The organism is Duganella sp. P38 (assembly GCF_050859475.1).
Lineage (GTDB): Bacteria > Pseudomonadota > Gammaproteobacteria > Burkholderiales > Burkholderiaceae_D > Rugamonas.
Genome location: NZ_CP193936.1, coordinates 429,948 through 450,241 on the forward strand (window position 1 = coordinate 429,948; position 20,294 = coordinate 450,241).

A 20,294-nucleotide genomic window follows, 5' to 3' on the forward strand; every position below is an offset into this window, starting at 1 on the left:
CCTCAATTACGCATAATCGCGCACATCCGCGATCACCACGCCGTCGTTCGGCAGGCTGCCGATGGCAACAAACCGCACCTCGCCGCGCAGCTTGGTCAGCATGCGGATCGATTCGACGATGCCGGCATCGCTGGCGCCGGCCGGATCGGCAACCTCGCAGTGCAGCGTCATGGTTTCGTCGGCGATGCGACCGGAAACCACCAGCCGCGCCTTCACGATCTGCGGATGGCGGCGCGCGATGTCCTGCACCTGCGACGGGTGGACGAACATGCCGCGTATCTTGGTGGTCTGGTCGGCGCGGCCCAGCCAGCCCTTGATGCGGGTGTTGGTATGGCCGCCGGGCGCGGCCGGCGCATCGGCCAGAATGGCCGACAGGTCGCCGGTGGCGAAGCGGATCAGCGGATAGTCCGGGTTGAAGACGGTGAGCACCACTTCGCCCACTTCTCCGGGCGGCACCGGCTCGCCGCTGCCGGGACGGACGATTTCCAGTATCACCTCCTCGTCCAGCACCATGCCGGGATCGCGCACGCCGCCGCTGCGCGTTTCGTAGGCGATGCTGCCGATGTCGGCGGAGGCGTACACCTGCAGCACGCACGGCACGCCATGCTCGCCGAACCAGGCGCGCAGCGATTCCGGCAGCGCCTCGGCGCTGACCAGCGCGCGCTCGATGCTGCCGATGTCCATGCCGGTTTCCTGCGCCTTCTCGATGATGAGCTTCAAAAAGGACGGCGTGCCGACGTAGGTGTCCGGCCGCAGCGCCTGGATGGCCTGCACCTGCATTTCGGTCTGGCCGATGCCGGCCGGGATCACCGCGCAGCCGAGGCGCGCGGCGCCGCCTTCCACCATGAAGGCGGCCGGCGTGAAGTGGTAGGAGAAGCAGTTTTGCAGCAGCCCGCCGGCGCGCACGCCTGCCGCGTGCAGCGGCCGCGCGAAGCGCCACCAATCCTGGCTGCGGCCTTCTGGATCGAAGATCGGGCCGGGCGACATGTACACGCGCGCCAGCTGGCGCGCCGGCGTGGTGTTCAAGCCGCCGAACGGCGCGTGCCGCGCCTGCAGCTGCTGCAGGTCGGACTTGCGCGTCAGCGGCAGCGTCGCCAGCGCGGCGCGGCTGTTGATGTCGGCCGCGTTGACGTCGGCAAGGATGCGCGACCATCCGGCCGCCGCCTTGGCGCGCGCCACCAGCTGCGGCAGGCGCGCCATCAGTTCGCGCTCGCGCTGTTCCGGCGGCCGGGCTGCCAGGCTGTCGAGTGTATCGGTCATGTTGATGATCCTTGCAGTTGGCGTTGCAGCTTCCTGGTCAGTTTGGCGAATACCAGTTCATAGGAGCGTTGCAGCAGTCCGGCCGCTTCCGCATCGCTGACGGCCTTGGCGTCTTCGATGCGGACCCATTTTGCGCGCGCCAGGTAAGGCGCGGGAATGATGCCGGGGCGGTCGGTCAGCTCCAGAAAACGGTCGTCGTCGACCTTGAGGCTGATGCCGCGCTGGTGGCCGTCCGCACCCATCACGGCGAACATTTTTTCGCCGACCGAGAACACCAGGTTGTTTTCCCATTTGATGTCTTCCGTGGCGCCGGGCAGTGCGCGGCAATAGGCCTTGGCCTTGTTGATATCCATGCTGTTCCTTATGCCAGCCAGCGCTTGCGGCGCCGGTAGAATTTCATGTCGCGGAAGCTCTTGCGGCCGGCACCGGAGACGCCGAGGTAGAACTCCTTGACGTCCTCGTTGCAGGACAGTTCCTGTGCCGATCCTTCCATCACCACCCGGCCGTTTTCCAGGATGTAGCCAAAGTCCGCGTAGCGCAAGGCGATGCTGGTGTTTTGCTCGGCCAGCAGGAAGGAGACGTTCTCGCGGCTGTTCAAGTCCTTGACGATGCCGAAGATCTCTTCGACGATCTGCGGCGCGATGCCCATCGACGGCTCGTCCAGCAGTATCATCGACGGCCGCGCCATCAGCGCGCGGCCGATGGCGCACATCTGCTGTTCGCCGCCGGAGGTGTAGCCGGCCTGGCTGCCGCGGCGCTCCTTCAGGCGCGGGAAGTAATGATAAACCTTGTCCAGCGACGCCTTCAGTTCCGAACGCGAGGCGCTGCGCGTGTAGGCGCCGGTCAGCAGGTTTTCTTCGATGGTGAGGTGGCCGAAGCAGTGGCGCCCCTCCATCACCTGCGACAGGCCGCGCCGCACCAGTTCATTGGGCGTCAGCTGGTCGATGCGTTCGCCCTTGAACCGCACTTCGCCCTTGGTGACGTCGCCGCGTTCGCCGCGCAGCAGCGTGGAGATCGTCTTCAGCGTGGTCGACTTGCCGGCGCCGTTGGCGCCCAGCAGGGCGACGATCTTCCCTTGCGGGACGTGCAGCGAAACGCCCTTCAGCACCAGGATCACGTGGTCGTAGATAACTTCGACGTTATTCACAGACAGATAAGGAGTCATCATCTCGTCATTCCCGCGCAGGCGGGAATCCATGGAACGCCCGCACACGCCGGGCAAAGAACAATGCTAGCGAACGCACGCCGGCGTAATCTTCTTCTCGGCCGCATAAGCCGCCGAGCTTTCCTCCAGCAGCTTGCGCGTCAGCGCCTTATCGCCGACGATCCAGTTCGGCGTGATGGCGTTCCACTTCTTGCCATCCCACTGCTGCACCTTCACCGCGCCGGAACCCTCATGGTCGTCGCAACTGGTCTTCACCACCGGCAGCATGCCGAGCGCGCCGATGGCTTTTTGCCGCGCCTCGTCGACATTCAGGTTCTCCAGGCCCCAGCGCATTTGCTCGCCGGTGATGCGCTTGCCCTTGCCGAACTTCTCCTGCGCGGTGCGGATCGCCTCCACCCACAGGATGCCGGCGCTGACGCCGCGCATGTGGTACACGCTGCCGATGCGCGCCGGATCGGCGAGATTACCCTTGCCGGCGTCGTACAGTTTCTTGCGTATCTCGTCGAGCACCGGGTAGTTGCCGGGCGTGTTGAAGGTCATCGCGCTATAGCCCTTGGCGGCATCGCCGGTCGGCACGGTATCCTCTTCCGAGCCGGCCCACCACACGCCGAGAATCTTCTCGCGCGGGAAGCCGTTGCGCTGCGCCGTCTTGATGGCGACCGCATTCATCGAACCCCATCCCCACAAAATCACATGGTCCGGGCGCGCCTGGCGTATTTGCAGCCATTGCGACTGCTGCTCGCTGCCGGGCGGCGTCACCGGAATCTTGATCAGCTCAAAGCCGTGCTGCCTGGCCAGCGCTTCCAGCACCGGCAAGGGCTCCTTGCCGAACGCCGAGTCGTGGTACAGGTGAACGATCTTCTTGCCCTTCAGCTTGGCCATGCCGCCTTCCTTGTCGCCGAGGTACTTGATCATGGCGGCGGCCTGGTTCCAGTAGCTGGTAATCAGCGGGAAAACATAGGGGAAGACCTTGCCGTTGGCGGCGTCGGAGCGGCCATAGCCGATCATCGTCATCGGAATCTTGTCCACCGCGAGGCGGTCGAGGATGCCGTAGGCGACGCCGGTGGACAGCGGCTCGACCAGCGTGGCGCCGCCGTTGCGCGTTTTCAGGCGCTCGTAGCATTCCACGCCGCGCGACGGGTTGTACTCGGTTTCGCACTCTTCCCACGCGATCTTGACGCCATTGACGCCGCCGGACAGGTTCACCAGGTTGAAGTAGTCGATAATGCCGCCGTAAAAGCCTGAACCGCCCGCCGCATAAGGGCCCACGCGGTACGAGGGCAGGGCGATGTATTGTTCCGCAGGCTGCGCGTAGGCGCTGCCGCTGGTCGCCAGTGTGATGCCGGCGATGATCGATGCAAGACGTTTCATGGTGTGTCTCCTCTGATTTTTTAATGGGGGAACGGCCACAGACGCAACTTCTCTTTACCAATTTGCCATAGACGCGCCAGGCCGTGAGGCTCGACGATCAGGAAAAATATAATCAGCGCGCCAAACACCATCAGCTCCAGGTTGGAGGCCACGCTGGTCGGCAGCGCGAGGCTGTGCGCGATCACGTTCAACAGCACCGGCAGCAGCACAATGAAGGCCGCGCCGAGGAAGGAGCCCAGCACCGAACCAACGCCGCCGATGATAATCATGAACAGGATGCGGAACGACAGATCGAGGTTGTAGGCCTCCGGCTCCACCGTGCCGAGATAGGCGTAGGCGTACAGCGCGCCGGCCACGCCGCAGTAGAAGGAGCTGACCGCGAACGCCAGCAGCTTGGTGCGCATCAGGCGGAAGCCGATGACCTCGGCCGCCACATCCATGTCGCGCACCGCCATCCACGAGCGGCCGACGTTTGAGCGGACCATGTTCTTGGCCATCAGCGCCATCAGCGCCACCACGCCCAACACCAGCAGGTATTTGCGCTGCGGCGAGTCGAAGGCGTAGCCGAGGATGACGATCGCTTGCGCGGTGATGACGCCGGAGGCGCTGTAGTTGGTCAGGTAGGGAATCTTGGTCAGGCACCAGACCACGAAGAACTGCGTGGCCAGCGTGGCGGCGGCGAGGTAGAAGCCGCGTATCCGCAACGACGGCAGGCCGAATGCGATGCCGACCAATGCCGCACTGAGGCCGCCCAGCGCAAAGGCCAGCAGCACCGGCAGGCCCGGTATGCGCAGCAGGAAGTTGTACGAGGCGAAAGCGCCCACCGCCATGAAGGCGGCGGTGCCGAGCGACAGCTGGCCGGCGTAGCCGGTCAGGATGTTCAGGCCCAGCGCCGCCAGCGAAAAAATCAAAAACGGTATCAGGATCGCCGACAGCACGTACGGCGAGGCCAGCAACGGCACCAGCACGACGGCGAACGCCAGCAACGCCAGCAGCGCGAAGCGGTCCTGCACGATGGGGAAGATCTGGCCATCGGCCTGATAGCTGGTTTTGAATTGTCCCGCCTCGCGGTAGAGCATCAGATTCTCCGGATGATTTTTTCACCGAACAGCCCTTCGGGCCGCACCAGCAGGAACAACAGCGCCAGCACGTAAGGGAACCAGCCCTCGATGCCGCCGCCGACCAGCGGGCCGATATACACCTCGGCCAGTTTTTCCGAGGCGCCGATAATCAGGCCGCCGACGATCGCGCCCGGCATCGAGGTGAAGCCGCCGAGTATCAGCACCGGCAGCGCCTTCAGCGCCACAAACGTCAGCGCGAACTGCACGCCATTGCGCGCGCCCCACAGCAGCCCGGCCACCAGCGCGACGATGCCGGCCACCGCCCACAACACGGCCCAGATGCGCTGCAGCGGTATGCCGACCGCCAGCGCGGCCTGGTGGTCGTCGGCGACGGCGCGCAGCGCGCGGCCCACTTTGGTTTTCGAGAACAGCAGCGCGAGCGTGGTCACCAGCAGGCCGCAGACGGCGGCGGCCATGATGTCGAACCGCGAGACGAGAATGTTGTAGTTGTCCATCAGGTACTGCGACGGCACGTCTTCTATCGGCAGCTCCAGCTTGCGCACCTGTGCGCCGAAGGCCAGCTGCGCCAGTCCCTCGATGAAGAACGCCAGTCCGATGGTGGCCATGAACAGCGTGATCTCCGGCTGGTTGACCAGCGGCCGCAGCACCACGCGCTCAATCGCCAGCCCGAGCACGATCATCACCGCCACGGTGATCGGCAGCGCGATCCACAGCGACACGCCCAGCTTGTCCATGACGCCGACGCAGGTCAGCGCGGCGAAGTACACCATCGCGCCCTGGGCGAAATTGAACACGCCGGACGCCTTGTAGATCAGCACAAAGCCGATCGCCACCAGCGCGTACATCACGCCCGACAGCAGGCCGCCTATCAGTACCTCGAAGAAGAAGTTCATCAGCAGGATACTCCGAGATAAGCGTTGACGACATCCTGGTTGCGGCGCACCTGGTCCGGTGTGCCGTCGCCGATCTTTTTGCCGTAGTCCAGCACCACCACGCGGTCGGAGATGTCCATCACCACGCCCATGTCATGCTCGATCAGCACGATGGTGGTGCCGAATTGGTCGTTGACGTCGAGGATGAAACGGCACATGTCCTGCTTTTCCTCGACATTCATGCCGGCCATCGGTTCGTCCAGCAGCAGGATTTCCGGCTCGGCGGCCAGCGCCCGGCCCAGCTCCACGCGCTTTTGCAGGCCGTAGGGCAGGCGGCCCACCGGCGTCTTGCGGATCGCCTGTATCTCCAGGAAGTCGATGATTTCCTCGGCCTTGATGCGGTGGGCGATTTCTTCGCGCCGCGCCGGCCCCCAGTACAGCGCCTGCATCAGGAAGCTGGACTTTATCTTGAGATTGCGGCCGGTCATGATATTGTCCAGCACCGTCATGCCCTTGAACAGCGCGATATTCTGGAACGTGCGGGCGATGCCGGATTTGGCGGCGGTGTGGCAGTCCATGTTCTTGCGCACCTCGCCGCGATAGACAATCTGCCCCTGCTGCGGGCGATATACGCCGTTGATCACATTGAGCATGGAGCTTTTGCCGGCGCCGTTCGGGCCGATGATGGCGCGGATCTCGTGCTGGCGCACATCGAACGAGATGTCGGTCAGCGCGCGCACGCCGCCGAACGACAGCGAGATGTTCTTCAGGTCGAGGATCACCGGCCCTGTGCTGCGGGGCGCCGCGCCGAAATGGTCTTGCGGCTCGTTCATCCGCATCTGCGTGTCCTCCGTCATGCCACCGCCTGCGCGGCGGCGATCTTCAGGTCGGCCGCCACCACGCCGCTGCGGCCATCCTCGAATTTCACCTGCGTCTCGATGTATTGCGAGGCCTTGCCTTGGTAAAGCGCCTCGATCAGCACCGCATATTTTTCAGCGATGAATTTGCGCCGCACCTTGCGGGTGCGGGTCAGCTCATCGTCGTCCGGGTCGAGTTCCTTGTGCAGCACCAGGTAGCGCTGGATTTGCGTGTCGCGCATCGACGGCTCGGCCGCCAGGTCGGCGTTGACCTGTTCGATGCAGTCGCGCACCAGCCCATACACGGCGGCATGCGCGGCCAGGTCGGTGTAGCCGGAGTAAGCGATGCCGCGCCGTTCGGCCCAGTTGCCCACCGCTTCCATGTCGATGTTGATGAACGCGCATACCTGATCGCGCTGGTGGCCGAACACCACTGCCTCCTTGATGTAGGGGAAGAACTTCAGCTTGTTCTCGACGTAGTTGGGCGCGAAGATGGCGCCGCTGTTCATGCGCCCGACATCGGCCGCGCGGTCGATGATTTTCAAATGGCCGTCGGCGTCGAACAGGCCGGCATCGCCGGTGTGGAAATAGCCCTGTGCGTCGATCGCTTCGCTGGTGGCGTCGGCGCGCTTGTAATAGCCGTCCATCAGGGTCGGCGACTTGACCAGCACTTCGCCGTTGTCGGCCAGCCTGACCTCGACGCCGGGCGCCGGCAGGCCGACGCTGTCGAATTTGATGTGGCCGTCCGGTTGCAGGCAGATGTAGGCGCAGGTTTCCGTGGAGCCGTAGAACTGCTTGAGGTTCACGCCGATGGAGCGATAGAAGCGGAACAAATCCGGCCCGATCGCGGCGCCGGCGGTGTAGGCGACGCGGATGCGCGACATGCCCAGCACATTCTTCAGCGGCCCGTAGACCATCACCTGGCCGAGCGCGTAGCGCAGGCGGTCGGGCAGCGGCACCGGCTTGCGGTCCAGGATTTGCGCACCGCAGCGGCGCGCCACGTCCATGAAGTAGTGGAACAGGCGCTGCTTGAGGGTGCCGGCGTCCTCCATCCGTATCATCACGGTGGTCAGCATGTTCTCGAACACGCGCGGCGGCGCGAAGTAATAGGTGGGACCGATTTCGCGCATGTCGTTCATCACCGTCTCGCCGGACTCCGGGCAGTTGACGGTGAAGCCGGCGCTCATCGCCTGCGCGAACGAGAACAGGCAGTCGCCGACCCAGGCCATCGGCAGGTAGGAGAGGATGTCTTCGGCGTCGCTGAGATGTTCGAAGCCGGCGCCGCCGTCGCCGGCCGCCAGCAGCGCCGCGTGCGACTGGCATACGCCTTTCGGCCTGCCGGTGGTGCCGGAGGTGTAGAGGATGACGGCGGTGTCGCCGCCGCGGCCCCGGCGACGTTGGCGTCGTAAAAGCCGGGATGGGCCAGGTCCCAGGCGCGGCCGAGTTCCTGCAGTCTGGCGACGGACAGCAGCTGCTGCTGGCGGTAGTGGCGCATGCCGCGCTGGTCGTCGTAGGCGATGTGGCGCAGGTGCGGGTACAGCGCGTGAAGCTCCAGCAGCTTGTCGACCTGTTCCTGGTCTTCGACGATGGCGTAGCGGATGTCGGCGTCTTCCAGCACGTAGGCCATGTCGGCGGCGGGGGCGTCCTGGTACAGCGGCACCGGCACGCCGCCGAGGCATTGCGCGGCCAGCATGGCCCAGTACAGGCGCGGCCGGTTGTCGCCGATGATGGCAAGGTGCATGCCGCGCTGGAAGCCGAGCGCGGCCAGGCCGCAGGCGAGGGCGCGCACTTCGCCGTTGACCTGGGCCCAGGTCCAGCTTTGCCAGATGCCCAGATACTTTTCGCGAAACGCGGGTTTCCCCGGCCTGACCCGGCCGTGCGCGAGCAGGCGGCGCGGAAAGGTCTCGTGTTCTGTCTGCACCAGTGTCTCCTGTTGCTGTTTTGTTTTTTATAAGACGATATTAGCGTGACCTGCGTCCGCAGGTGGGCTTTTCGATGCCAATCGGCCTGCTTTTCTATGCTGCATTGCAAAAACCGTTGCTGCCGGCCGGCGTTTCGCCGCCGCTGCCGGTTGGCGGCGCAACAGCCAATCGCGGTATCATAGGCGCAAGCTAGTTAGAATATTTCCCATGGATACTCCAACCCCATCCGAAGTCGCCGAGCGCATGGCCTTGCTGCGGGCGGCGATGCGTCAGCACCACATCGATGCGCTGATGATTCCGTCGGCCGACCCGCACCTGTCCGAATACCTGCCCGCCCGCTGGCAGGGCCGCGAATGGGTGTCGGGATTCACCGGCTCGGTCGGCACCTTCATCATCACGCCGGAATTTGCCGGCCTGTGGACCGACGCCCGCTACTGGACCCAGGCCGAGCAGCAACTGGCCGAAACCGGCATCCAGCTGATGAAGCTGACCTCGGGCGCCAGCGTGCAGTATGTGGACTGGCTGGCCAGCCACCTGAAAGCCGGCCAGACGCTGGCCGTCGACGGCGCCGTGCTGGGCCTGGCCATCGCCCGCCTGCTGCAAACCGCGCTGGACGCCAAAGACGTCACGCTGAAAACCGACCTCGACCTGCTGCAACAGGTATGGCCGGGGCGGCCGGCGCTGCCGGCCGCCCCGGTCTACGAACACCTGCCGCCGTATGCGTCGAAAAGCCGCAGCGGCAAGCTGGCCGACCTGCGCTCGGCCATGCAGCAGGCCGGCGCCAACCGCCACCTGATCTCGACGCTGGACGATATCGCCTACCTGTTCAACCTGCGCGGCGCCGACGTCAGCTTCAACCCGATTTTCCTGGCGCACGCGCTGATCACGCCGACCCGCGCCACGCTCTACGTCGCCGACGGCAAGGTCGCGCCCGAACTGCGCACCGCGCTGGCCGACGAGGGCATCGACGTGGCGCCGTATGAAAGCGCGGCCGCCGCCCTCGGCGCGCTGCCGGCCGACGCCACCCTGCTGCTGGACCCGCGCCGCATCACCTACGGCACGCGGCAGTGGATACCGGCCAAGGTCAAGGTGATCGAAGCGATCAACCCGACCACGCTGGCCAAGTCGCGCAAGAGCGAGCAGGACGCCGCCCACGTGCGCGCCACGATGGACCAGGACGGCGCCGCGCTGTGCGAATTCTTCACCTGGCTGGAGCAAACGCTGGCCAACGCCGAGCGCACGCCGCTGACCGAAATCGACATCGACACACAGCTCACCGCCGCCCGCGCGCGCCGCCCGGCTTCATCAGCCCGAGTTTCGCCACCATCGCCGGCTTCGGCGCCAACGGCGCCATCATGCATTACCGCGCCACCGAGGCGCGCCACGCCACCATCGAAGGCAACGGCCTGCTGCTGATCGACTCCGGCGGCCAGTACCTGGGCGGCACCACCGACATCACGCGGGTGGTGGCGGTCGGCCGCATCACCGAGGAGCACCGGCGCGACTTCACGCTGGTGCTGAAGGGGGTGATCGCCTTGTCCGCCGCCCGCTTCCCGCGCGGCGCCAGGTCGCCGATGCTGGACGCCATCGCCCGCGCGCCGCTGTGGGCGCAGGGCATGGACTTCGGCCACGGCACCGGCCATGGCGTCGGCTACTTCCTCAACGTGCACGAAGGCCCGCAATCGATTTCGCCGTCGGCCATGCCGGAGCCGCAGACGGCGATGGAGCCGGGCATGATCACCTCCATCGAACCGGGGCTGTACCGCACCGGGCGCTGGGGCATCCGCATCGAAAACCTGGTGCTCAACCGCGCCGCCGGCCAGACCGAGTTCGGCGAATTCCTCAACTTTGAAACCCTGACCATGTGCCCGATCGATACCCGCTGCATCGAAACCGCGCTGCTGCGCGACGATGAGAAGCGCTGGCTCAACGACTACCACGCGACGGTGCGCAAGCGCCTGGCGCCGCTGCTGGCCGGCGACGCGCTGGCCTGGCTGCACGCCCGCACGGAGGCCATATGAGCGGCCGCGCCACCGGGCCACCGGCGCCATCGACCGCCTGAAGCGCCGCACCGGCAACGACAAATACTCGATGACGGTGACCGGCAGCGGCCACTTCCTGCTGTCCGAGGGCGCCGGCAACGCGCCGCTGAACGCGCCGATGGAGCTGGACGAATTCGTCGCCTTCGTCAACGCCATCGCGCCGCCCGCGCCCCGGCGCGTCAGCAAACTCGATGTCGCCTTCGAAAAGCAGCTCACCAAAAAATAAGGCTCGCCATGCCCGCCATTGAATTCCTGCAGGCTTACTGGTCGCACTCCGAACTCGCCACCAACGCGGTGATTTTGCTGAATTTACTGGGGGCGCTGCTGCTCGGGCTGCTGGTCGGCTACGAGCGGTCCTACCACGGCCGCGCCGCCGGCATGCGCACCTATGGCCTGGTGTGCATGGCCTCGGCCGCGCTGACCGTGATCGGCGGCTATCCGGGCCACTGGTTCGGCGGCCATGTGTCGACCTACCTGGTGAACTCCGACCCGACCCGCATCGTGCAGGGCATCGTCACCGGCATCGGCTTCCTCGGCGCCGGCGTCATCATGCGCGAAGGCTTCAACATCAGCGGCCTGACCACGGCGGCGTCGATCTGGGCCTCGTCGGTGATCGGCGTGATGGTGGGCGTCGGCTTCTATCTCGGCGCCATGGGGCTGGCGCTGCTGTGCGCCACCTCGATGATTTTCCTGACCAAGGTGGAGGCGTGGCTGCCGTCGCGCCACGCGATCGCCATCACCATGCGCTTCAAGGCCGGCTACAAGCCGCAGGAACCGGCGCTGCGGGCGATGGCGGCGCAGCGCGGCTATGAGATCGCCGGCGGCTCGCTGATGATCGGCAGCGAGGGCGGCATGCAGGAATGGCGCTTCGTCGCCATGGCCTTCAGCAAGCGCAGCGGCGCGCCGATGTCGGTGCTGTCGGCCGAACTGGCCGAATTCGACGGCATCCACAGCTTCCAACTGACACACGCACGCAACTGATATGAATGCACAAGCACAGGCGGTACTCGATTTCTGGTTCGGCGACGCGCCATTGCCGCGCAAGGAGTGGTTCCAGAAAAGCGCGGACTTCGACCGCGCCATCGGTCAGCGCTTCGGCGCGCAGATAGAGCAGGCGCTGGCAGGCGGCCTGCATGCGTGGGACGCCGAAGGCCCGCAGTCGGCGCTGGCGCGCATCCTGGTGCTCGACCAGTTCTGCCGCAACGTCTACCGCGACACGCCGCTGGCGTTTGCCGGCGACCACCAGGCGCTGGCGGCGGCGCTGGACATGATCGACGCCGGCGAGGACAAGTCGCTGGCGCCGTTCCAGCGCGCCTTCGTCTACCTGCCGCTGGAGCACGCGGAGGACCTGGCGCTGCAGGAGCAGGCGGTGGCGCTGTTCACCGCCCTGGCCGCCGGGGAGCCCGGCAATCAAGGGTTGGCCGGCATGCTCGATTATGCGCGGCGCCATCGCGACGTGATCCAGCGCTTCGGCCGCTTCCCGCATCGCAACGACATCCTGCGGCGCGCCTCAACGGCGGCCGAGCAGGCATTCCTTGCCCAGCCGGGATCGAAATTCTGATGGCCGCTACGCTGAATCTGGTCGGCGCCGGCCACGTCGGCCGCGTCTTCGGCCGCCTGTGGGCGCAGGCCGGCGTGTTCGACCTGGGCCAGGTGCTGACGCGCTCGGCCGCCTCGGCGCACGCTGCGGCCGATTTCATCGGCGCCGGCGCCGTGGCCGCGGATTACGCGCAGCTGCGGCCGGCCGCCGTGCACATGCTGGCTGTCGGCGACGACCAGATCGTGCCCGCCTGCGAGGCGCTGGCGCGCGCCGTGCCGCTGGCCGGCAGCATCGTCTTCCATTGCAGCGGCGCGCTGGCCTCGGACCGGCTGGCGGCCGCGCGCGCCGCCGGCGCGCTGGTGGCCAGCGTGCACCCGATCCGCAGCTTTGCCGATCCGGCCGGCGTGGCCGCCCAGTTTTCAGGCACCTTCTGCGGCGTCGAGGGCGACGCTGGCGCGCTGGCCGTGCTGACGCCGGCCTTGCAGGCCATCGGCGCGCAGCCGGTGCCGATCCGCGCCGAGGCCAAGACCGTGTATCACGCGGCGGCGGTGTTTGCCAGCAACTACCTGGTGACCGTGCTGGACGCTGCGCTGCGCGCCTATCAGGCGGCCGGCATTCCGGAAGCGGTGGCGCGCCAGCTGGCGCAGCCGCTGGCGAGCGAATCGATGGCCAATGTGTTCCGCCTGGGCGCGGCGGCCGCCCTGACCGGCCCGATTGCGCGCGGCGACCTGGCCACCGTGGCGCGCCAGCAGCAGGCCGTCGCCGGCTGGGATGACGCCACCGGAGCGTTGTATCAGTCTCTTGTCGCGCCGACCACAGCGCTGGCGCGGCGCAAACAGCAGAAATAGCGCTTCAGCGCTTATCTCCTTGCAAATTACTACTTTACAACTATATTTTAAGTACTTGTAGCCTGCGCCCGGACCTTGTCCGGGACAACAATCTGAAGTTGTAATGCCACGGAATCATAAAATAAGTGCGGGATTAGTCGACAAACCCCGTATTTAGCAATAAGCTTGTTTCCTAGAATGTTTTCTTAAAGAATCAATCTGCAAGCTAATCGGCGCCAAATTTGGATAGAGTAGGGGTAAGAACATGTTATTTCTGAAGAGTACGACCGTCACGAAAGCGCCGGGCATTTACGACGTGGACATCGCCGCCAAGCCGCCAGGCAAGACTTTCGGCGTGTTCCTGGCGACCGATCCGGACAATCCGCCGACCGAGGTGCTGGCGCAGCTGGCCGCGCTCGGCTTCAAGCAAACCTATAGCGGCGGCTACACCCACAAGGACCGCGGCAAGGTGCTCGACCTGCACTTCCAGAAAGCCGGCACCGACCTGTTCGAAGGCTGGAAGGCCGAAGAGCAGGAAGCCAATATGGCTGCCATCACCGCGCTGTTCGGCGGCATCGGCATCACCATCACGCCCCGCGTGATGAGCCTGGCCGAAGCCTACGCTTAAGCCTGCGCTCAGGCCTGTGCTTAAGCCAGCCTGACCTCGATGTGATACAGCGCCCACGGCGCGCCGCCAAACCTGCCCGCCAGCGGCAGGGCGGCCAGCTCGGGCACCTGGTCCGCATCGCACAACGCCCATAACGGGCCGAGTCCGCCCAGCGCCATCGGCGCGCCATCCAGCGTGGTGGCCACGATCCAGCGCTGCGCGCGCGCTTGCGCCACCGTGACCGCGGCAGCATAACCATCCACCGCCCGCAAGATCAGCTGCGTGTCAGCGCGCAGCTGCGCGCCGGCCGCGGCCATCACGTCCAGCAGCAGCGGGCCGCGCAGCGTGTGCGGCTGCGCGTCGTATTCCAGCGTCGGCCGGATGGTCACCGCCGGCAGCGCCGCCAGCGCGGCGTAGTCGAAGGCGTGCGCCGGCCCGAAGCGGATATTGTGCTTGGCCATCATCACATCGCGCGCCGGATCGAACTCGCCGCGGTTGGGCTTGCCGATGGCGCCGGTGACGGTCAGCAGCGCCGGCGCCGGCGCGCTGGCGGCGGCCCGCGCCGGCAGCGCGGCAGCCAGCCCGGCCACGGCGGCCGTGCCCAGGAAATCGCGTTTGTTCATGCGGGGAACTCCTCGAATGCGTAGTGCCGGTATCATACCGCGCATGGACTTATTTGCCGACGACACCGCCCTGGCGCCGATCCCGATCGCGGACGGCGAGCTGTGGTTCCAGCAGCGGCTGGCGCTCGACCTGCCGCCGGACGAAGTGATGCGCCGCCTGCTACAGGAAACCGCCTGGCGCCACGAGGAAATCCAGGTCTGGGGCAAATTGCACAGGCAGCCGAGGCTGTCGGCGTGGCATGGCGAAGCCAGCTATCGCTACTCGGGCAAGACGTTTCACCCCGCGCCCTTCACCGCCTTGCAGCTGCACATCAAGCAGGCGGTCGAGCGCGCCACCGGGCGCCAGTTCAACAGCGTGCTGCTCAACTACTATCGGGACGAGCGCGACAGCATGGGCTTCCACGCCGACGACGAGCGCGAGCTGGGCCGCGAGCCTGCCATCGCCTCGGTCAGCTTCGGCGCGCCGCGCACCTTCACACTCAAGCACCGCACGCTGCCGCGCACGGTCAAGCTGGCGCTGGGCGACGGCTGCCTGCTGCTGATGGCCGGCGCCCTGCAGCAGCACTGGCTGCACGGCATCAACAAGGAGCGCACGCCGCGCGGACCGCGCATCAACCTCACCTTCCGCCTGATTGTGTGAATTACGCCACGCCATAAGGCGCCATGTGCTGCTATCGTATCTTCCTCACCATGGGAGGACCTATGTTTAGCAACATGAAAGTCGGTACCAAACTCATCAGTGGATTCATTTTCGTGGCGGTCGTGGGGGCCATCGTCGCCTGCATCGGCATCGTCAGCATGGGGCAGCTCAACAAGGCGGCGGACCTGATGTACCAGCAGGACCTGCTGGGCGTCTCGTACATCAAGGAAGCCAACATCAACCTGATCTACGCGGGCCGCTCGCGCACCACCTTCCTTGCCGCCACCTCGGCCGAGGAGCGGGCCCGCATCAAAGGCGAGGTCGTCAAATACCTGGATGCCATGGACGACTACCTGGCCAAGGCCAGGCCGCTGTTCGTCACCGAGCGCGGCCAGCAACTGCTGGCCGATTACGTCGCGCCGGCGCAGGAGTACCGGCGCGCCATCGCCGCCGCGCTCGACGCGGCCGACAAGGAGCCGCTGGTGCAGCGCTCCGAGGCGACCAGCCGCGCCCACCTGGCGGCGCGCACGCAGGCGGACGATCTCGACAAGCGGCTCGACGCCCTCACCGCGCTGAAGGAGGAACGCGCCGCCGGCACGGCGCAGGACACGGCGCGGCTGTACCGCTTCAGCCTGACGCTGATGGTGGTGCTGGTGCTGGGCAGCCTGGCGGCCGGCCTGGCGCTGGGCGCGCTGATCACGCGCGCGCTGACGCGCCAGCTGGGCGGCGAGCCGACCGAGGTGGCCAAGGTGGCCGGCAAGATCGCCGGCGGCGACCTCACCGTCGACATCGACGTGCGCCACAACGACAGCCGCAGCGTGCTGTCGGCGATGAAGGCCATGCGCGACAGCCTGGGCGGCATCGTCGGCCAGGTGCGCACCGGCACGGACATGATCGCCACCGCCTCGGCGCAGATCGCCAGCGGCACGCAGGATTTGTCGGCCCGCACCGAGCAGCAGGCCGGCGCGCTGGAGGAGACGGCCTCGTCGATGGAGGAGCTGACCTCCACCGTCCGCGCCAACGCCGACCACGCCCGCCAGGCCAATGAGCTGGCGCGCAGCGCGTCGACGGTGGCGCAGAAGGGCGGCGCCGTGGTGGACGAGGTGATCGGCACCATGGGCGCGATCAACGCCTCGTCGTCGAAGATCGCCGACATCATCGGCGTCATCGACGGCATCGCTTTCCAGACCAATATCCTGGCCTTGAACGCGGCGGTGGAGGCGGCGCGCGCCGGCGAGCAGGGCCGCGGCTTCGCCGTGGTGGCGTCCGAGGTGCGGACGCTGGCGCAGCGCTCGGCCACGGCGGCCAAGGAAATCAAGCAGCTAATCGACGAGTCGGTCAGCAAGGTCGGCGACGGCGCCCGCCAGGTCGACGAGGCCGGGCTGACGATGCGCGAGATCGTCGCCAGCATCCAGCGCGTGACCGACATCATGGCGGACATCCAGGCCGCCAACAGCGAACAGAGCACCGGCATCGAGCAGATCAACCAGGCCATCGTGCAGATGGACCAGGTGACCCAGCAGAACGCCGCGCTGGTGGAACAGTCGGCGGCGGCCTCGGAGGCGATGCAGGAGCAGGCGCGCAAGCTGGCCGAACTGGTCAGCGTGTTCCGCGTGGCGCACGGCGCCGGCGCGGTCGCCGCCGCCGCTGCCGCGCCGGCGCCCAAGCCGGCCATGGCGCGCGCGGTCGCCAAACCGGCGGCCAAGACAGTGCCGAAACTGCCCCGGCCGGCGCCGCGCAAGACTGCCGTTAAGGAATCGACAACGGATTGGGAGGAATTTTAAGCTTGGCTTAAGTTTGGCGCATCTTGAAATTCGCCAATGATCGTTTGGCTTACATCTCGTCACACTTATTACTAATTCGGTCGTGACGTGGATGGGTTGGAGTGCTATCTTGGAACCATCGCAATTCAATAGTAACTGCGATCCCAAGCAAGACCACTTTTAAACTTTTTGCTGAAAGATCAAAATCATGAAAAAAATTATCTTTGCCTTAGTCGCCTCCGCAGCCGCCCTGAGCGGTACCGCCGCCTACGCCCAGTCGAACACGCAGGACGCCGCCGGCACCGGTTACATCGGTGCGGGCGTGGTGGGCAGCCGCTATGACTTCGACAACGCTGGCGCCGGCGCGCTGAGCGGCGACAACAAGAGCGGCACCAAGGCCGCAGGCAAGATCTACGGTGGTTACAACATCGACAGCACCTGGGCGGTAGAGGCCGGCTACACCGACTTCGGCAAGCGCAGCTACAACTACACCCAGGGCGGTGCTGCCGGCGGCTACAACACCGACGCGCACTCGTACTATGTGGCCGGCAAAGGCACCTGGCCAGTCGCCCGCGACTTCGCCGTGTTCGGCAAACTGGGCGTGGCCCGCAACCACAACGAGGTCAACACCACCGGCATCGCCAACGCTTTCGGCAGCGAAAACAAAACCGCGCTGTACGCGTCGGTCGGCGGCGAGTACGCCATCAACAAGAACGTGAAGGTGTCGCTGGAGTATGAAAACTACGGCAAGTCCGACATCGACACCGGCCGCAAAGCCGGCGCCGTCACCGCCGGCCTGCGCTACAACTTCTAAGCGCGCCGCGTAGCCTTCTTCAAGTAAAGGGCCGGCCTGCATTGCAGGCCGGCTCTTTGTCCGTTGCGGCCGGGCGGCCGCTGCGCGCTTGGTTACGCCTGGTTGCGCTTAGTTGGTCAGCGGCTTGTAGCGGATGCGCTTGGGCTTGGCGCCTTCTTCACCGAGGCGCTTCTTCTTGTCGGCTTCGTATTCCTGGTAGTTGCCGTCGAAGAAAGTCACTTGCGAGTTGCCTTCAAACGCCAGGATGTGGGTGGCGATACGGTCCAGGAACCAGCGATCGTGCGAGATCACCATCACCGAGCCGGCGAATTCCAGCAGCGCGTCTTCCAGCGCGCGCAGGGTTTCCACGTCCAGATCGTTCGACGGTTCATCCAGCAGCAGCACGTTGCCGCCCTTGAGCAGCGTCTTGGCCAGGTGCAGACGGCCGCGCTCGCCGCCGGACAGGTTGCCGACGATCTTTTGCTGGTCGCCGCCCTTGAAGTTGAAGCGGCCCAGGTAGGCGCGCGACGGCATTTCGAAGCGGCCCACGCTCAGCACGTCGGCGCCGCCCGAGACGTCTTCAAACACCGTCTTGGCGTCGGACAGCTTGTCGCGGCTCTGGTCGACCAGCGAAATCTTCGCGGTCTTGCCGATCACCACTTCGCCGCTGTCCGGCTGGTCGATGCCGGCGATCATCTTGAACAGCGTCGACTTGCCGGCGCCGTTCGGGCCGATGATGCCGACGATGGCGCCGGGCGGAATCGTGAACGACACATTGTCGAGCAGCAGGCGGTCGCCGAAGCCTTTCGAGACGTTCTTGAATTCGATCACTTCGTTGCCCAGGCGCTCGGCCACCGGGATGAAGATCTCCTGCGTCTCGTTGCGCTTCTGGTATTCGTACTCGCTCAGCTCGTTGAAGCGGGCCAGGCGGGCTTTCGACTTGGCCTGGCGCGCCTTCGGATTCTGGCGCGACCATTCCAGTTCTTTCTGCAGCGCGCGCTGGCGCGCCGACTCGGTGGCCTCTTCCTGCTTCAGGCGGTCCTGCTTCTGGTCCAGCCACGACGAGTAGTTGCCTTTCCATGGGATGCCATGGCCGCGGTCCAGTTCCAGAATCCACTCGGCGGCGTTGTCGAGGAAGTAGCGATCGTGGGTGATGCCGACCACGGTGCCAGGGAAGCGCAGCAGGAATTGCTCCAGCCACTCGACCGACTCGGCGTCCAGGTGGTTGGTCGGTTCGTCGAGCAGCAGCATGTCCGGCTTCGACAGCAGCAGCTTGCACAGCGCCACGCGGCGCTTCTCGCCGCCCGACAGCACGCCGATCTTGGCGTCCCACGGCGGCAGGCGCAGCGCGTCGGCGGCCATTTCCAGTTGCAGGTTCAGGTTGCCGCCGTCGGACGACGAGATAATCGCTTCCAGCCGCGCCTGCTCGGCGGCCAGCGCGTCGAAGTCGGCGTCTTCCTCGGCGTAGGCGGCGTACACGGCGTCCAGCTTGGCTTGCGCCTCGAATGCTTCGCCCAGGCCCGATTCCACTTCCTGGCGCACGGTTTTTTCCGGGTCCAGCTGCGGTTCCTGCGGCAGGTAGCCGATGTTCAGGCCCGGCATCGGGCGCGCTTCGCCCTGGATGTCGGTATCGATGCCTGCCATAATTTTCAGCAAGGTCGACTTACCGGAGCCGTTCAGGCCCAGCACGCCGATCTTTGCGCCCGGGAAGAAGGACAGCGAAATATCTTTCAGGATCTGGCGCTTGGGCGGGACGATTTTGCCCACGCGGTTCATGGTATAGACGTAATTTGCCATTGAGAATCTCAGTGAAGGTACAAGGAAGGACGACAGGATACGATAAATCCTGTCATTCTCCCACTATTTAGCGCGCCGGCCGGCCCACAGCCCCTCGGCCACGTACAGCGCCAGCGCCGCCCAGATGATCAGGAAGCCGACCAGCCGTTCCGGCGGGAACGCCTCGTGGAAGAACCACACGCCGAGGATCGCCTGCATGGTCGGCGACAGGTACTGGATCAGCCCCAGCGCGGCCATCGGAATCTTGCGCGCGCCGGCGGCGAACAGCAGCAGCGGAATGGCGGTGATCGGCCCGGCCGCCGCCAGCAGCCAGCGGGTGCTATCGTACGGCGTGTTGAGGAAGGTGTTCTGGCCGTGCCAGGTCAGCCACGCCACATACGCCAGCGCCAGCGGGAACAGGATCATGGTTTCCAGCGACAGGCCTTCCAGCGCCGCCAGTGCGGCGGTCTTGCGCAGCAGGCCGTAGCTGCCGAAGGTGATGCCTAAAATTAAGGCAATCCACGGCAGATGGCCGGCCTGCCAGGTCAGCCAGGCGACGCCGCCGGCGGCCACGCCGATGGCGATCCACTGGCCGCGCCGCAGCCGCTCGTGCAGCACCAGCACGCCGAGCAGCACGTTGACCAGCGGATTGATGAAGTAGCCCAAGCTGCCGTCGAGCACGTGGCCGTTGTTGACCGCCCAGATGTACACGCCCCAGTTAGCCGTCAGCAGCAGGGCGCTGGCGACGAAGCTGGCCAGCACGCGCGGCTCGCGCAGCACCCTGGGCAGCCATTTCCACTGCTGGCGCACGGTCAGCACCACCACCAGGAAGAGCAGCGACCACAGCATGCGGTGGGCGAGGATTTCCTGCGGCGGCACTTCCTTGATGGCGTGGAAATACAACGGGAACATGCCCCAGCACAGGAAGGCCAGGGTGGCGTACAAAATACCGGGATTCATCGGGGACAGGGCTAAAAGGGATGGTCGGTCTGACATTATCGCTCATCCGTGCACACTCCGCTGGCGGCCATGCTCGCGCTGACCGGGCTGGCGGCGTACACTCTCGGTATCAACCGCCCGGACCGTTTTCATAATGCCAAAATATCCTTGCCTTTTGCATATACATCACCTATTGTGCAATGCACCAAAACAAC

18 protein-coding genes and 2 pseudogenes are annotated in these 20,294 nt (G+C 65.7%); 9 read left to right on the forward strand and 11 right to left on the reverse strand.

The features are described from left to right. Positions 1 to 6: 6 nt before the first annotated feature. The 8 genes and pseudogenes from ACRQ5J_RS01995 to ACRQ5J_RS02030 all read right to left on the reverse strand — a co-directional run bounded on the left by ACRQ5J_RS01995 (position 7) and on the right by ACRQ5J_RS02030 (position 8,531). Positions 7 to 1,260 carry a phenylacetate--CoA ligase family protein gene (locus tag ACRQ5J_RS01995; protein ID WP_432380916.1) on the reverse strand — a complete coding sequence of 418 codons (1,254 nt, stop codon included), beginning with the start codon at positions 1,258 to 1,260 and terminating at the stop codon, positions 7 to 9. Then, positions 1,257 to 1,613: an MmcQ/YjbR family DNA-binding protein gene (locus ACRQ5J_RS02000; protein WP_432380917.1), complete on the reverse strand. Its 357-nt coding sequence runs from the start codon at positions 1,611 to 1,613 to the stop codon at positions 1,257 to 1,259. The genes ACRQ5J_RS01995 and ACRQ5J_RS02000 overlap by 4 nt, the downstream gene beginning before the upstream one ends. A gap of 8 nt (positions 1,614 to 1,621) precedes the next feature. After that, positions 1,622 to 2,425: an ABC transporter ATP-binding protein gene (locus tag ACRQ5J_RS02005; protein WP_432383567.1), complete on the reverse strand. Its 804-nt coding sequence runs from the start codon at positions 2,423 to 2,425 to the stop codon at positions 1,622 to 1,624. A gap of 66 nt (positions 2,426 to 2,491) precedes the next feature. Then, positions 2,492 to 3,796, reverse strand: coding sequence for an ABC transporter substrate-binding protein (locus tag ACRQ5J_RS02010; RefSeq protein WP_432380918.1), 1,305 nt, complete (start codon positions 3,794 to 3,796; stop codon positions 2,492 to 2,494). Between the two features lie 20 nt (positions 3,797 to 3,816). Beyond that, positions 3,817 to 4,875: a branched-chain amino acid ABC transporter permease gene (locus ACRQ5J_RS02015; RefSeq protein ID WP_432380919.1), complete on the reverse strand. Its 1,059-nt coding sequence runs from the start codon at positions 4,873 to 4,875 to the stop codon at positions 3,817 to 3,819. Further along, positions 4,875 to 5,771, reverse strand: coding sequence for a branched-chain amino acid ABC transporter permease (locus ACRQ5J_RS02020; protein WP_432380920.1), 897 nt, complete (start codon positions 5,769 to 5,771; stop codon positions 4,875 to 4,877). Before ACRQ5J_RS02020 ends, ACRQ5J_RS02015 begins: the two co-directional genes overlap by 1 nt. Further along, on the reverse strand, positions 5,771 to 6,589 hold the full coding sequence (locus tag ACRQ5J_RS02025; RefSeq protein WP_432383568.1) for an ABC transporter ATP-binding protein: 819 nt from the start codon (positions 6,587 to 6,589) through the stop codon (positions 5,771 to 5,773). The genes ACRQ5J_RS02020 and ACRQ5J_RS02025 overlap by 1 nt, the downstream gene beginning before the upstream one ends. Before the next feature lie 14 nt (positions 6,590 to 6,603). Beyond that, positions 6,604 to 8,531 (reverse strand): annotated as a pseudogene (locus ACRQ5J_RS02030) (AMP-dependent synthetase/ligase). A gap of 205 nt (positions 8,532 to 8,736) precedes the next feature. On the opposite strand from ACRQ5J_RS02030, the pseudogene ACRQ5J_RS02035 reads away from it, so the two are divergent. From ACRQ5J_RS02035 to ACRQ5J_RS02060, 6 genes and pseudogenes are all read left to right on the forward strand, one after another. Beyond that, a pseudogene (locus ACRQ5J_RS02035) lies at positions 8,737 to 10,550 on the forward strand (aminopeptidase P family protein). Positions 10,551 to 10,620: 70 nt separating this feature from the next. Further along, positions 10,621 to 10,797 (forward strand): hypothetical protein, encoded by a 177-nt coding sequence (locus tag ACRQ5J_RS02040; protein WP_432380921.1) that lies wholly within the window; start codon positions 10,621 to 10,623, stop codon positions 10,795 to 10,797. 8 nt (positions 10,798 to 10,805) lie between these two features. Continuing rightward, a complete protein-coding gene (locus ACRQ5J_RS02045; protein ID WP_432380922.1) occupies positions 10,806 to 11,552 on the forward strand; it encodes an MgtC/SapB family protein in 747 nt (248 codons plus the stop codon). A 1-nt stretch (position 11,553) separates the two neighbouring features. Beyond that, complete coding sequence (locus tag ACRQ5J_RS02050; RefSeq protein ID WP_432380923.1) at positions 11,554 to 12,132, forward strand: DUF924 family protein; 579 nt, start codon at positions 11,554 to 11,556, stop codon at positions 12,130 to 12,132. Continuing rightward, complete coding sequence (locus ACRQ5J_RS02055) at positions 12,132 to 12,959, forward strand: Rossmann-like and DUF2520 domain-containing protein (RefSeq protein WP_432380924.1); 828 nt, start codon at positions 12,132 to 12,134, stop codon at positions 12,957 to 12,959. Before ACRQ5J_RS02050 ends, ACRQ5J_RS02055 begins: the two co-directional genes overlap by 1 nt. 244 nt (positions 12,960 to 13,203) lie before the next feature. After that, a complete protein-coding gene (locus ACRQ5J_RS02060) occupies positions 13,204 to 13,566 on the forward strand; it encodes a hypothetical protein (protein ID WP_432380925.1) in 363 nt (120 codons plus the stop codon). A 20-nt stretch (positions 13,567 to 13,586) separates the two neighbouring features. Here the strand turns inward: ACRQ5J_RS02060 and ACRQ5J_RS02065 are convergent, their stop codons facing one another. Beyond that, positions 13,587 to 14,168, reverse strand: coding sequence for a molybdopterin-dependent oxidoreductase (locus ACRQ5J_RS02065; protein WP_432380926.1), 582 nt, complete (start codon positions 14,166 to 14,168; stop codon positions 13,587 to 13,589). A 43-nt stretch (positions 14,169 to 14,211) separates the two neighbouring features. Between ACRQ5J_RS02065 and ACRQ5J_RS02070 the strand changes: the two genes are divergently transcribed. The 3 genes from ACRQ5J_RS02070 (at position 14,212) to ACRQ5J_RS02080 (ending at position 17,385) form a co-directional block, all read left to right on the forward strand. Continuing rightward, the gene (locus ACRQ5J_RS02070) at positions 14,212 to 14,808 is read left to right on the forward strand and encodes an alpha-ketoglutarate-dependent dioxygenase AlkB family protein (protein ID WP_432380927.1); all 597 of its coding nucleotides are present in this window, start codon (positions 14,212 to 14,214) and stop codon (positions 14,806 to 14,808) included. Positions 14,809 to 14,882: 74 nt separating this feature from the next. Beyond that, a complete protein-coding gene (locus ACRQ5J_RS02075; RefSeq protein ID WP_432383569.1) occupies positions 14,883 to 16,592 on the forward strand; it encodes a methyl-accepting chemotaxis protein in 1,710 nt (569 codons plus the stop codon). A 187-nt stretch (positions 16,593 to 16,779) separates the two neighbouring features. Further along, complete coding sequence (locus ACRQ5J_RS02080; protein ID WP_432380928.1) at positions 16,780 to 17,385, forward strand: outer membrane beta-barrel protein; 606 nt, start codon at positions 16,780 to 16,782, stop codon at positions 17,383 to 17,385. Positions 17,386 to 17,493: 108 nt separating this feature from the next. Here the strand turns inward: ACRQ5J_RS02080 and ettA are convergent, their stop codons facing one another. Both ettA and rarD read right to left on the reverse strand, forming a co-directional pair. Next, positions 17,494 to 19,161 (reverse strand): energy-dependent translational throttle protein EttA, encoded by a 1,668-nt coding sequence (ettA, locus tag ACRQ5J_RS02085; protein WP_072782810.1) that lies wholly within the window; start codon positions 19,159 to 19,161, stop codon positions 17,494 to 17,496. Positions 19,162 to 19,224: 63 nt separating this feature from the next. Then, the gene (gene rarD / locus ACRQ5J_RS02090; protein ID WP_432380929.1) at positions 19,225 to 20,100 is read right to left on the reverse strand and encodes an EamA family transporter RarD; all 876 of its coding nucleotides are present in this window, start codon (positions 20,098 to 20,100) and stop codon (positions 19,225 to 19,227) included. Positions 20,101 to 20,294: the final 194 nt, after the last annotated feature.

What these genes read in the sequence shown, in the direction of transcription:
- ACRQ5J_RS01995 (WP_432380916.1), bottom strand. Translation starts at nt 1,260, where the DNA reads ATGACCGATACACTCGACAGCCTGGCAGCCCGGCCGCCGGAACAGCGC.
- ACRQ5J_RS02000 (WP_432380917.1), bottom strand. Translation starts at nt 1,613, where the DNA reads ATGGATATCAACAAGGCCAAGGCCTATTGCCGCGCACTGCCCGGCGCC.
- ACRQ5J_RS02005 (WP_432383567.1), bottom strand. Translation starts at nt 2,425, where the DNA reads ATGACTCCTTATCTGTCTGTGAATAACGTCGAAGTTATCTACGACCAC.
- ACRQ5J_RS02010 (WP_432380918.1), bottom strand. Translation starts at nt 3,796, where the DNA reads ATGAAACGTCTTGCATCGATCATCGCCGGCATCACACTGGCGACCAGC.
- ACRQ5J_RS02015 (WP_432380919.1), bottom strand. Translation starts at nt 4,875, where the DNA reads ATGCTCTACCGCGAGGCGGGACAATTCAAAACCAGCTATCAGGCCGAT.
- ACRQ5J_RS02020 (WP_432380920.1), bottom strand. Translation starts at nt 5,771, where the DNA reads ATGAACTTCTTCTTCGAGGTACTGATAGGCGGCCTGCTGTCGGGCGTG.
- ACRQ5J_RS02025 (WP_432383568.1), bottom strand. Translation starts at nt 6,589, where the DNA reads ATGCGGATGAACGAGCCGCAAGACCATTTCGGCGCGGCGCCCCGCAGC.
- ACRQ5J_RS02040 (WP_432380921.1), top strand. Translation starts at nt 10,621, where the DNA reads ATGACGGTGACCGGCAGCGGCCACTTCCTGCTGTCCGAGGGCGCCGGC.
- ACRQ5J_RS02045 (WP_432380922.1), top strand. Translation starts at nt 10,806, where the DNA reads ATGCCCGCCATTGAATTCCTGCAGGCTTACTGGTCGCACTCCGAACTC.
- ACRQ5J_RS02050 (WP_432380923.1), top strand. Translation starts at nt 11,554, where the DNA reads ATGAATGCACAAGCACAGGCGGTACTCGATTTCTGGTTCGGCGACGCG.
- ACRQ5J_RS02055 (WP_432380924.1), top strand. Translation starts at nt 12,132, where the DNA reads ATGGCCGCTACGCTGAATCTGGTCGGCGCCGGCCACGTCGGCCGCGTC.
- ACRQ5J_RS02060 (WP_432380925.1), top strand. Translation starts at nt 13,204, where the DNA reads ATGTTATTTCTGAAGAGTACGACCGTCACGAAAGCGCCGGGCATTTAC.
- ACRQ5J_RS02065 (WP_432380926.1), bottom strand. Translation starts at nt 14,168, where the DNA reads ATGAACAAACGCGATTTCCTGGGCACGGCCGCCGTGGCCGGGCTGGCT.
- ACRQ5J_RS02070 (WP_432380927.1), top strand. Translation starts at nt 14,212, where the DNA reads ATGGACTTATTTGCCGACGACACCGCCCTGGCGCCGATCCCGATCGCG.
- ACRQ5J_RS02075 (WP_432383569.1), top strand. Translation starts at nt 14,883, where the DNA reads ATGAAAGTCGGTACCAAACTCATCAGTGGATTCATTTTCGTGGCGGTC.
- ACRQ5J_RS02080 (WP_432380928.1), top strand. Translation starts at nt 16,780, where the DNA reads ATGAAAAAAATTATCTTTGCCTTAGTCGCCTCCGCAGCCGCCCTGAGC.
- ettA (WP_072782810.1), bottom strand. Translation starts at nt 19,161, where the DNA reads ATGGCAAATTACGTCTATACCATGAACCGCGTGGGCAAAATCGTCCCG.
- rarD (WP_432380929.1), bottom strand. Translation starts at nt 20,100, where the DNA reads ATGAATCCCGGTATTTTGTACGCCACCCTGGCCTTCCTGTGCTGGGGC.